This is a genomic window from Roseofilum sp., from assembly GCF_982964205.1.
In genome coordinates this window covers 1-11,510 of sequence record NZ_CEZBFX010000144.1, presented here as the reverse complement: position 1 = coordinate 11,510, position 11,510 = coordinate 1, and the positions used below count along the sequence as shown (strand labels likewise).

Here is an 11,510-nt window from a genome sequence, read left to right as displayed (position 1 = left end):
ATTCCCTATTCCCCATTCCCAACCGATCGCAAAATCCAGATGCCCAGGAGGGGGCTGAAGGCGATCGCCAGCCAAAACCCATCGATAATGATTCTAGACTGGTCTAATACCCATCCTCCCAAGGAGGGACCGATCAGATAGCCAATAGCCCAACATTGGGCATTAATGGCTAAATAGGTTCCCCGTAAGTCTTCTGGAGCTAAATCCACCACGAGAGCAGAAGCGGACGGGGTATAGATGGCTGTGGCAACTGCCATCGCGATTAAGGCACTGATCGCCCAGAATAGAGCTTCTTGATGAACTCCACCCACGATCCAGACTAAAACAAAACTTGCGCTCCAGACTGATAGGGATACCATTAGACTTTGGGAACGACTCCAACGATTTAAACTACGAGCGATGGGGAGTTGACAGAGGGCTAAAAAAGCAATTTGTCCCGTAAATAAGCTGCTAATGATGGCGGGAGAAAACCCTCCAGAGGCTAGAAAATTGCTCAAATAGAGGGGCAATGTGCTTTGCTGTTGCGAGAGATAGGTGGTAAAGAGAAGATTAACGATTACAAACTTTTGTAACTGGCGATCGCCCAATGCCACCCCCCAATTAGAACTATTTTGGGGTTGTTGCTTTTGGTTTTGGGGCTGGGTTTCCTCAATTGCAGTATAAATCAGAGCAAAGAATCCTAAAAACGATACACCATCCATCACAAACAGCCAGCGAAAATTCAAGCCAGCTTCAATTAGTATTCCTCCCAACAGCACCCCACATCCAAGTCCTAAATTATCGGCTAATCGCGCTAGAGCAAAGGCTTCATTCCGTTGATCTATCCGAGTTACATCGGCCACCACGGTCTCCGTTGCCGGCCAATAGAGTCCAATCCCCAAACCCATCAACAGATTCCCCACAACCAAGGTTGGAAAATCGACAATTAGAGCCAAAATCACATCTGCAAAAGCCGAAACCAGAGCCGACAACAACAAGGTACGGCGGCGACCCCATTGGGGAGAATCCGTAAAATTGCCCCCTAGAAATCGTCCGAGAATGCCAGAAAAAGCACTACATCCTAATCCCAAACCGACTTGAGTCGCCGAGAGTCCCACTTGATTGACAAAGAAAATAGGAGCATAAAATAGGGTAAACCCGATGCCAATTTGGGATAAGAGACGACCAGCCGCTAACATCCAAACCGGTTGTGGCAGTTGGGGAAGTACAGAGAACACTCTATCTTTGTTCAAGATTTTGTGCCTCGAAACCCTGTATCCTCTTGGGTTGGTTGATAGTGGGAACACTCTTCGCAAGGGCCATTAGGATTAATGGCACATCTCAGATAAGGCGATCGCGCATTATATTGGCAAGTAATATCGCCAATAATCATATCTATCCCCATTCCAGGGGTGAACGCAGAGGGCCTATAATTCAATAAGCGTTCCCTTGGAGATTGTAAGGGTCTATTACGATAGGCTCGTAAAATGCGTTCATGGCGCTGTTGACACTGGAGTTCCACTTTACGCATCATCCATAAGGACAAAGTTGGTGGAATCATGCCCACAAAGAAGACTAAAATCAGATCTAAGTTCACGGTCTAAAGAGCTGCTCGGTGGTGTAAACAATAATAACTTACCTTTGTAAGATCCCCCTATCCCCCCATTACCCCATCCTACTCCCATGACCTCACCAAAACCCTGGAAACTCTTGCACTCCCATCTAGCCTTTGACCATCCTTGGTGTCAGGTGCGCCAAGATACCGTCCAATTGCCCAACCAAACCATTATTGATGATTACTTTGTCAGTATTCGTCCAGAAGTCGCCATGATTGTTCCTGTTACCCCAGAAGGAACCCTTTTATTCGTCCGTCAATATCGCCATGGGGTACAAAAAGTATTATTGGAATTACCAGCCGGCCATTTTCATCCCCCAGAAGAATCAGCAGAAGTGGCCGCTAGACGCGAGTTTGAAGAAGAAACCGGATATGAGAGTCAAGATTGGATATTTTTAGGTGTTCTGTATGATAATCCCCCCAAGGATACCAATGGTATTCATGTCTTTTTAGCCCAAAATATTCATCAAGTTGGCGAGCAAAATTTGGATATTACAGAAGAAATTGAATTAGTATTTATTCCCATTAGTAAAGTCATGAATTCTATTGTTCGGGGAGATCTTTGTGTTTCAGGAACAATTGCGGCTTTGGTTTTGGCGCTCAATACGATAGAGCGCGAGGAAGGAATCGCGCTACAAGATCTGTGATGCGAGGGAGAAATCTGGTTTCTGCTTGGCGTTTATAACCCATACAATGAAATTGGGCGATCGTGTTACACTAAAACCACTCATGTAAGGTGGGTAATGCCTGCTGATACAACTAACCTAACTCAATTTTTCAACTATGGATGCTGCCGTGAACCAGATGAAATGAGAGGAAGAATTGAATATATTTAAATTCAGTAGTTATTTGATATTTCTATGATTGAAACCCTAGAAACCCAACTCTATTATCTCCAACAATTTGCCGATCGCCTCGTGCATACGCAACTGGCTCATCTCAATGCTGTGAGTCTCGGTCTCATTTTTATTGCCGGTCTACTGACGAGCCTCACCCCCTGTATGCTCTCTATGTTGCCGCTCACCGTTGCTTACATCGGCGGCTACGAAACTGAAAACCGCTTACAATCGGCGATTCAGTCCCTGTGGTTTGCCGCCGGTTTAGCCACCACCCTCGCTCTGTTGGGAATCGTTGCCGCTCTTGTCGGCCAAGTCTATGGTCAAATTGGTATCGGCTTACCCATCATTGTCAGTATTATCGCTATCTTGATGGGACTCAATCTCCTGGAAGCCTTACCCCTGCAACTCCCCGCTTCTGGAGGCATGGATTGGATTTCGCCCAACTTTCCCAATAGCGTGCGCTCCTACCTCATTGGCTTAACATTTGGCTTAGTTGCCTCCCCCTGTAGTACCCCCGTACTTGCCACGCTGCTGGCTTGGGTTTCCAGCACCCAAAACCCCATCCTGGGCAGTGGTTTACTCCTGGCTTATACTGCTGGATATGTCTCTCCCCTGGTACTGGCGGGAACCTTCACCGCTTCGATTAAAAAACTTTTAGCCCTCCGACAATGGTCGGGATGGATCGCTCCGACCAGTGGCGTGTTATTAGTAGGATTTGGGGTGATTTCGCTCCTGTCTCGTCTTGTGCCCATAAGTTGATTTTCTGATGACTTCCGATCAAAACGCTTCTGCTCCGCTCCCCTTCCATCCCCTGCAATGGTGGAAAAAACAAGTGCTGCCCACATTAGCTGATTTGCGGTTAGCGATTATTGTCTTGCTGGCGATCGCCCTCTTCAGCATTTCCGGTACAGTCATAGAACAGGGGCAATCTATCCAATTTTATCAAGCCAACTACCCCGAAGACCCCGCCCTATTTGGCTTCCTCTCCTGGAAAGTCTTATTAATCGTCGGCTTAGATCATGTTTATAGCACCTGGTGGTTTTTAGCGCTGCTTGTTCTCTTCGGCTCAAGTTTAACCGCTTGCACGTTTACCCGCCAACTGCCAACCCTCAAAGCGGCTAACCGATGGAAGTATTACCAAAAACCCCAACAATTTGAAAAACTGGCTCTGAGTACCCAACTCAATCAAGGGTCTAATGACTCGTTAGAACCCATCTTAAAACAATACGGGTATCGAGTCTTTCGAGAAGGAGAAACCCTATATGCTCGCAAAGGTATTATTGGCAGAATTGGGCCCATTATTGTTCATGCCAGTATGCTGATTATCCTCGCTGGATCGATCTTAGGCTCCCTAACCGGATTTATGGCTCAAGAAATCATTCCCAGTGGGGATACCTTTGAGATTAACAATATCATTGAAGCTGGTCCCTTTGCCCAATCCCAAGTCCCCAAAGATTGGTCAGTGCGAGTAAATCGATTCTGGATTGACTATAGTCCAGAGGGCAGAATTGAGCAATTTTATTCCGATTTATCCGTATTAGATAACCAGGGAGAAGAAGTCAAGCGCGAAGAAATCCATGTGAATCAACCCCTGCGCTATCGAGGCGTAACCTTGTACCAAGCCGATTGGGCGATCGCGGCTGTTAAAGTAAGAGTGAATAACTCTCCTATCTTCAAGATTCCCATGGCTCAACTGCCCATACAAACCGAAGGCAGAATCTGGGGAACCTGGATACCCACCACACCTGATATGAATGAAGGCGTTGCCCTAGTCACCAAAGATTTACAGGGAACTCTCGTTGTTTATGATAACCAGGGACAACTCATCGGTACGGTGCGCGAGGGAATGGATATAGAGGTTAATGGCGTTACATTGAAAGTCCTGGACGTTATTGGCAGCACCGGATTACAAATTAAAGCCGACCCGGGTATTCCCGTGGTTTACACCGGATTTGGACTACTCATGATTGCTGTCGTTATGAGTTATTTTTCTCACTCTCAAATTTGGGCATTGCAAAATGGAGACAACTTTTACGTTGGCGGCAAAACTAACCGCGCTCAAGTTACCTTTGAACAAGAAGTGCTGAAAATCCTAGATCGAGTTCAAGAAAACACCCCATCAAAGGGAGTGAAGAGTAGTCAGTAAGAAAAACCGGTTTTACCTCTGCCTAATTCCCTATTTCCTATTCCCTATTCCCTATTCCCTATTCCCCAATGAAATCCCCCAAAATCGTTATCTTAGATGCTGCCACCCTTGGCGATGTTAATCTCAGTAAATTAGAGGAATTCGGCACATTAGAAATCTTCACCACTACTCAACTTGAAGAAGTCGCTGCCAGAATTCAAGATGCTGAAATTGTTGTCACCAATAAAGTGCCTATCAATCGTTCCATTCTCGAAAGTAACCATACTCTAAAACTGATTTGTGTTGCTGCCACAGGATACAATATTATCGATATCCAATGTGCAGCCGAACAGGGAATTATCGTTACCAATGCGGTCGGTTACTCCACAAATAGTGTGGTCGCCCATACCTTTTCCATGCTCTTTTATCTGTCCCATCATTCTCGTTATTTTGATGATTATACGCGCAACAAAAAATGGTGTAAAAGTCCCACGTTTAACCACTTGGGAGAATCCTTTTATGAACTTTCCGGCAAACATTGGGGAATTATTGGCATGGGAGCCATCGGGCGAAAAGTCGCCGATATTGCCCAAGCTTTTGGCTGTCAAGTTTCCTATTTCTCCACCAGTGGAAAAAACCACGAACAGCCGTTTGAATGCATCGATTTAGAGAAACTTCTGCCACAGTCCCATATCGTTTCTATTCATGCGCCATTAAATGAGAAAACGGCGAATCTGATTGATGAAGCCCAACTTAAAATGATGTCTTCTGAGGCGATTTTACTTAATCTCAGTCGTGGTGGAATTGTCAACGAAGTTGCCTTAGCTTCAGCCCTAGATCTCGGAGAAATTGCTGCCGCAGGTTTAGATGTTTTAGAAACAGAACCTCCACAAGAAGATAATCCCCTCTTTCAGATTGAAAATAAAGATAGACTTTTGATTACCCCTCATATCGCTTGGATTTCCCATGAATCGAGAGAACGGTTGATCGCAGAGGTTTACAAAAATATCAAGGCATTCATCAAAGGAGAGTCTCGCAATCGAGTATAGCGCTTTGTGTTAGGGAATGGGGAATGGGGAATAGGGAATGGGATTGAAACCCTGATTGTTTCATTCGCAATCATTTTTAATGTTCAATCGATCACAGTCCCCAATCACTGAGAATGCGATCGATACGTTCTTCAATTGCGCTCGGAGCTTGATTGTTTTCTGATTCAACAGAAGCATACAGATAGGAGAGTCCGAATAGGGCGGGAATCAGAATTAAAATAAAAGTGACACAAGCTAATAAGTTACCGATCGTTTTTAAATTTAAGGGAATATCCCATTCTCCTTGGTTTAAATTTGACTGTTGACCTGAGCGTTTATGGTGTCGGCGCTCGGGTCCAGCTAGAATGACAAGATAGAACCAGCGATTAAAAATGGGGAAAGATAGACGTAGATCGAGTGGATGTACCTGCCATTGGCGATCGCCCAATTGCTTCCTAATCTCCTCGAGTTGCTCCTCACTAAACGTTACCGCAATATGGCTCGGCATTTTAGACAAAAAACGGCTTAAAACCGGATCGAGGGGAGAAAATGGCTTCATAGCTCTAGAAGTCAAACAACAATTGATCTATCCATAGATAACGGTAGATCCTACAAATGAGCCGATGTCCCTGATTCTGGTTCTAAGTTTGGGGGGAGGTGAACCCAAAGATATGAGCTGCGATCGCCAAGCTAATGGGCAAACCTATCCCTATTTGTGATAATTATACAGGGATTATGCTATGACGAACCCTTAAAATGTGCTACTATTCCAGCCCCACATACTACCCTCAGCACGTGCAAACTCAATATAGGTACGATTGGGGGGTACTCCTAAGTTTTCAGCGATCGCTTGGCAAAAATCCTGACTCATATTCCGGGTTTGCGCAGGACTCATGCCGCCAATATTCTTAACCTCAATGTAGCATACCGGCTCGAAACTACCACCAAACGTCATCGGCACATCAGATTCAAACGCCGTCATCACATAAGATTCCGGTTTACCCACATGCTGGGCTAATTTAGATGATAAGGTGGTGAGCAACTCGTCGATTTTTGCGCGATTTGGGGTGGGAACAGATGTTTTAATTTTGACTAATGGCATCAGTTAAATCAACCTCCTATTGTTATCCTCATGATTCAGTAATTCAGCTAACCGCCATAATTCCAACCCGTACTTTCGAGTAACAATGGCTCACCTTCCCGGTGAATTCCGGCGGCAATCACTTCTCCTACAAATACCGTATGATCGCCTTTTTCTACCATTCCCACAACTTGGCATTCCACATATCCTAATGTATCGGTAACGATCGGACATCCGGTTTCACCCAGATAAAAATCTACTGATTCAAACTTATTCCCGACTCTGCGTTGAGGTTTAAAAAATTGCTGGGCTAAATCCTTTTGTCCCGCTTCCAGAATACTTAAAGCAAATGCCCCACTCGATTGAATCATGGCATGGGATTGAGACTTAGTATTCACACAATTAACCACCAAAGGAGGCGCAAAAGAGGCTTGCATTACCCAACTCGCGGTAAAACCATTGACTTCTTCCCCATCTTTTACCCCACAAATATACAAGCCATGGGGAATTTTTCTTAACAGGGTTTTCTTCGCCTGTTCATCTAACACAGGAATTTCTCCGAATATTTCATACTTGGTCTATCCAGGTTAGTTTAACAAAAAATAGAGTAGGGTGCCCTGCGCTTTCGCTAATGCACCCCACATCCAGATATCCAACGACTAAGGGACTAAGCCGTGAGGATAGAATCATGAATCGTCTTATTAAAGATAATCCGACCGGGTGTTGTACGAATATACTGGCAAATCTGTTCACCTTCAGATGTTTCTCGTACTCGTCGATAGCTGTAAATACGGTTCACTGTTCCGTCTTCTAGCTTCTCTTCAGAAACGATTTCATCATCCTTTTCTGGAGATTCCACTTCACCATCATAACGAACCCAGATATAGGCATGTAGGTCTACTTGGGCTTGGTCGTAGGCACGAATGGCATCTTCTAAAGACGCAAAAAAGCGATCGCCCCCTTTCTGTGCCCAAGGATTGTCTGCTGTTAAATAGTAACATCCCAAAACCATATCCTGAGATGGCGTAATAATCGGCCGTCCCGTCGCTGGAGACATGACATTATTGGACGCTAACATCAACAACCGCGCCTCAGATTGGGACTCCAACGACAACGGTACATGCACCGCCATTTGGTCACCATCAAAGTCGGCGTTAAACGCGGGGCAAACCAACGGATGCAACTGAATGGCTCGCCCTTCCACAAGCATCGGTTCAAACGCTTGAATCCCCAACCGGTGCAACGTTGGAGCGCGGTTCAGCAAGACTGGGTGACCTTCAATCACCTCTTCTAAAACATCCCAAACACTAGGATCGTTCCGTTGAATCAGCTTTTTCGCTGCCTTAATATTATTGACCAATCCTTGGCGAATTAAGCGATGAATGACAAACGGTTGGAACAATTCAATCGCCATTTCCTTGGGTAAGCCACATTGGTAAATTTGCAACTTTGGCCCCACCACAATCACAGAACGACCGGAATAATCCACCCGTTTTCCTAACAAGTTTTGTCGGAAACGTCCCTGTTTCCCTTCAATAATATCCGACAGAGATTTGAGGGGTCGGTTATTTGCTCCCACTACCGTGCGACCGCGCCGACCATTATCAATCAGAGCATCCACGGCTTCTTGTAACATCCGCTTTTCATTACGGACAATAATCTCTGGGGCTAAAATTTCTTGCAGTCGAGCTAATCGGTTATTGCGGTTAATCACCCGGCGATACAAATCGTTTAAATCGCTGGTGGCAAACCGTCCCCCATCCAACTGCACCATGGGGCGCAGATCGGGCGGAATCACCGGCAGCATACTCAAAATCATCCATTCGGGCTTAGAACCGGTGGCGATAAAGTTATCAATGACCCGCAAACGTTTAATTAACTTCGCCCGTTTTTGCCCTTTAGAATTGAGGATATCTTCGCGCAGTTGTTCCGCTACGCTTTCTAATTCCAAATCAGCCAATAAGCGCTCAATGGCCTCTGCACCAATGCCCACTTCTACACCAATTAATTCTGAATCTTCAGAATACAATTGGTCTTCAATATCCATCCATTGGTCTTCATTGAGCAGTTGTTTATAACTGAGGGATGGAATTTCTTCATTGGTCTTAGCGACCTCTGGGGTATTTCCGGGATCTAGAACCACATAGGCATTAAAATACACAATTTGTTCGACATCCCGCAGGGGCATATCCAGCAGAATGGCCATATAGCTGGGTATACCTTTTAAGTACCACACATGGGCGACTGGAGCGGCTAATTGAATATGACCCATGCGATGGCGACGGACTCTCGATTCGGTGACTTCTACGCCGCAACGCTCGCAAACAATCCCCCGATGACGAACTCGTTTATACTTTCCACAATGACATTCCCAATCTTTAGCTGGCCCAAAAATCCGCTCGCAGAAGAGGCCATCCATTTCGGGTTTGAGAGTACGATAGTTGATGGTTTCCGGTTTGGTCACTTCCCCAACGACTGACCCATTGGGAAGGGTTCGCTCTCCCCATTGCCGAATCCGGTCAGGAGAAGCGATACCAATTTTGACGTAATCAAACCGTTGTTGCTGATTTTTCATTGCTGCTGTTCAATGAGAGTGAATAACGCTGCCTTGAGAATCTGGACTAGCCCAATCCGTTATTATAGCGTTTTGTGCTGGTAATGGGTCATCGGTGATGTTTTTCCTGGGTTGTAGGGGCGATCGCCTAAAATAGCCCTATAGCATTTTGAGGTCAACATGGTACAGACACCAGTAAAACCAGAAACCGAAACGCTCTTGCTGACGTTACCCAAAACCCTCAAGCTCTATGTCACGCAAGAACAATTTGAAGCTCTAGCTGCCAGCAATCGAGACTTAAGACTGGAAAGAACCTCACAAGGAGAATTAATTGTGAATCCACCCACAGGTTGGGAAACCGGAGAACGTAATTTCAGCATTATTGTACAATTGGGTCGTTGGTATGAAGACAATGGTAATTTAGGGAAAGCATTTGACTCTTCTACTGGATTCATTTTACCCAATGGCGCGAATCTCTCTCCCGATGCATGTTGGATTAGTCAAGAGCGTTGGGATGCTTTGACGGATGAACAAAAGGGAACATTTCCTAATATTTGCCCCGATTTTGTGGTGGAATTGCGTTCCAAGTCGGATACTCTCAAATCCTTGCAAGAGAAAATGCAAGAATATATGGACAATGGGGCAAGATTGGGTTGGTTAATCGATCCCCAAAATCGAACGGTGGAAATTTATCGAGTCGATTTAGAGGTCGAAGTTTTGTCCAATTCAACTGAATTATCCGGTGAAGAAGTTTTACCCAGTTTTGTCTTGAATTTGCGCCGAGTCTGGGATTAGGCTTTATTCGGGCAGTAAATTTGACTAGACTCTTTTAGTACAGCTAAACCTGATGCCAAGCGCGGTAGAAGTCGGGATAGGGCAGGTTTTGAGCAATGTCCCAGAGAACTTGGTAGCAATTTTTAAAGAGATCGGAATTATTTTCGTAGGTTTCATCGCTTAGATAAGGTGGGAGAGCAGAAACAACACTTTGCCGCTGTTGGTTGGTGGTGATGATTTCCCCTAAAGTCCTAGCAACCTGAAAACGAGTATCTTCATCGTCAGTGTCTTTGAGTAGTTGAAATAAGGCGGCGATCGCCTCAGCATTACCTGGGTCAATTTTCCCTAAGCTGTAAGCCACTGAGCAACAGACCTCTTCCTCTTCACTGTCTTTCAGAAGTTGGACTAAAGTAGCGATCGCTTCCGCATTGCCCTGGGCGATTTTCCCTAAACTAACAGGCATGTCCCAACGGATCTCCTCATCTTCAGTGTCTTTGAGAAGTTGAGCTAATGCTGCGATCGCTTGGGAATTTCCTGGGTCAATGGTCAGTAAACTATAAGCCAAATCACAGCAGATCTCTTCATCTTTAGCATCTGTGAGCAGTTGAGCCAATGCTGCGATCGCCTGGGCATTACCTGGATCGATTTCCCCTAAACGATAAGCTACCTGCCAACAGATCTGCTCATCTTCTGTCTCTGCTAGAAGTTGAACTAAGGTTGCGATCGCCTGGGGATTTCCTGGGTCGATTTCTTCTAAACTATTAGCTGCCAGCCAACGGGTATATTCGTCTTCACTGTCTGTCAGAAGTTGAACAAGACTTGCGATCGCTTCTGGATTGCCTTGTCCGATTTTCTGTAAATTCCTAGCCGCCATTCTACCTGTAAATCTATCCTCGGTGTCTTTGAGAAATTGGACGAGCGCTGCGATCGCTTCGGTATTGCCTAGTGCGATTTCCCCTAAACCCTTAGCCGCCATTATACGAGTAAATCTCTCCTCACTGTCCTGAAGAAATTGGAGTAATACTGCGATCGCCTCCTTATTTCCTGGATCGACTTTCCCTAAACTCTCAGCTATCTTCCTACGGATATGTTCATCTTCAGTGTCTCTAAGAAGTCTGGCTAACGCTGTAATTGCCTGGAGATTTCCTGGATCGATTTTCCCCAAGCATTCAGCTACCTCCCTACAGAGATCTTCATCCTCAGTCTCTCTGAGACGTTGGACGAAAGTGGCGATCGCTTCAGCATTACCTGGATCGATTTCCCCTAAACATTCAGCCACTAATCTATGAGTATCTTCGGGACATTGGGGCTGTTGTAGGAGATTGCCAAGGGCTTGAATAACTCGCACTCTGTCAGTTGCCAATAGAGTTTCTCTAGCTTTGTTTTCCAGAAGATCGAGAACCGTTTGCCACTCCTGTTTTTCAGCATTGAAAGCTCCAAACCCCCACTTGACGATCTTCTGGACAATTTCATCGGTAAGAGAACAACTCTTAAACTCGCCAATGCCCACCGCAG

The 11,510-nt window shown here is 45.5% G+C and carries 12 protein-coding genes; 5 read left to right on the top strand and 7 right to left on the bottom strand.

Annotation, left to right across the window (positions count from 1 at the left end; all coding sequences use genetic code 11):
* Positions 1-5: 5 nt before the first annotated feature.
* Both AC3A14_RS22285 and AC3A14_RS22280 read right to left on the bottom strand, forming a co-directional pair.
* Positions 6-1,232, bottom strand: coding sequence for an MFS transporter (locus AC3A14_RS22285; RefSeq protein WP_318734275.1), 1,227 nt, complete (start codon positions 1,230-1,232; stop codon positions 6-8).
* A complete protein-coding gene (locus AC3A14_RS22280) occupies positions 1,229-1,576 on the bottom strand; it encodes a DUF6464 family protein (RefSeq protein WP_318734277.1) in 348 nt (115 codons plus the stop codon). Before AC3A14_RS22280 ends, AC3A14_RS22285 begins: the two co-directional genes overlap by 4 nt.
* An 86-nt stretch (positions 1,577-1,662) precedes the next feature.
* Here AC3A14_RS22280 and AC3A14_RS22275 point away from each other — a divergent pair, with 86 nt between their 5' ends.
* The 4 genes from AC3A14_RS22275 to AC3A14_RS22260 all read left to right on the top strand — a co-directional run bounded on the left by AC3A14_RS22275 (position 1,663) and on the right by AC3A14_RS22260 (position 5,607).
* Positions 1,663-2,241, top strand: a complete 579-nt coding sequence (locus AC3A14_RS22275; protein WP_318734279.1) for an NUDIX hydrolase — start codon at positions 1,663-1,665, stop codon at positions 2,239-2,241.
* A 213-nt stretch (positions 2,242-2,454) separates the two neighbouring features.
* Positions 2,455-3,192, top strand: a complete 738-nt coding sequence (locus AC3A14_RS22270; protein ID WP_318734282.1) for a cytochrome c biogenesis protein CcdA — start codon at positions 2,455-2,457, stop codon at positions 3,190-3,192.
* 7 nt (positions 3,193-3,199) lie between these two features.
* Positions 3,200-4,579, top strand: coding sequence for a cytochrome c biogenesis protein (locus AC3A14_RS22265; RefSeq protein ID WP_318734284.1), 1,380 nt, complete (start codon positions 3,200-3,202; stop codon positions 4,577-4,579).
* Positions 4,580-4,647: 68 nt separating this feature from the next.
* A complete protein-coding gene (locus AC3A14_RS22260) occupies positions 4,648-5,607 on the top strand; it encodes a D-2-hydroxyacid dehydrogenase (protein ID WP_318734286.1) in 960 nt (319 codons plus the stop codon).
* Positions 5,608-5,698: 91 nt separating this feature from the next.
* On the opposite strand, the gene AC3A14_RS22255 is transcribed toward AC3A14_RS22260, so the two are convergent.
* The 4 genes from AC3A14_RS22255 to AC3A14_RS22240 all read right to left on the bottom strand — a co-directional run bounded on the left by AC3A14_RS22255 (position 5,699) and on the right by AC3A14_RS22240 (position 9,242).
* On the bottom strand, positions 5,699-6,145 hold the full coding sequence (locus AC3A14_RS22255) for a hypothetical protein (protein ID WP_318734289.1): 447 nt from the start codon (positions 6,143-6,145) through the stop codon (positions 5,699-5,701).
* A 192-nt stretch (positions 6,146-6,337) separates the two neighbouring features.
* Positions 6,338-6,688: a phenylpyruvate tautomerase MIF-related protein gene (locus AC3A14_RS22250; protein ID WP_318720193.1), complete on the bottom strand. Its 351-nt coding sequence runs from the start codon at positions 6,686-6,688 to the stop codon at positions 6,338-6,340.
* Positions 6,689-6,735: 47 nt separating this feature from the next.
* Positions 6,736-7,215 (bottom strand): flavin reductase family protein, encoded by a 480-nt coding sequence (locus tag AC3A14_RS22245; protein ID WP_318720194.1) that lies wholly within the window; start codon positions 7,213-7,215, stop codon positions 6,736-6,738.
* 119 nt (positions 7,216-7,334) lie between these two features.
* A complete protein-coding gene (locus tag AC3A14_RS22240) occupies positions 7,335-9,242 on the bottom strand; it encodes a DNA-directed RNA polymerase subunit gamma (protein ID WP_318734292.1) in 1,908 nt (635 codons plus the stop codon).
* 159 nt (positions 9,243-9,401) lie between these two features.
* Between AC3A14_RS22240 and AC3A14_RS22235 the strand changes: the two genes are divergently transcribed.
* On the top strand, positions 9,402-10,016 hold the full coding sequence (locus AC3A14_RS22235; RefSeq protein WP_318734294.1) for a Uma2 family endonuclease: 615 nt from the start codon (positions 9,402-9,404) through the stop codon (positions 10,014-10,016).
* 43 nt (positions 10,017-10,059) lie between these two features.
* Here AC3A14_RS22235 and AC3A14_RS22230 read toward each other — a convergent pair.
* Positions 10,060-11,510 (bottom strand): HEAT repeat domain-containing protein (locus AC3A14_RS22230; protein WP_487779167.1); only part of this gene is annotated, 1,451 nt, incomplete at its 5' end.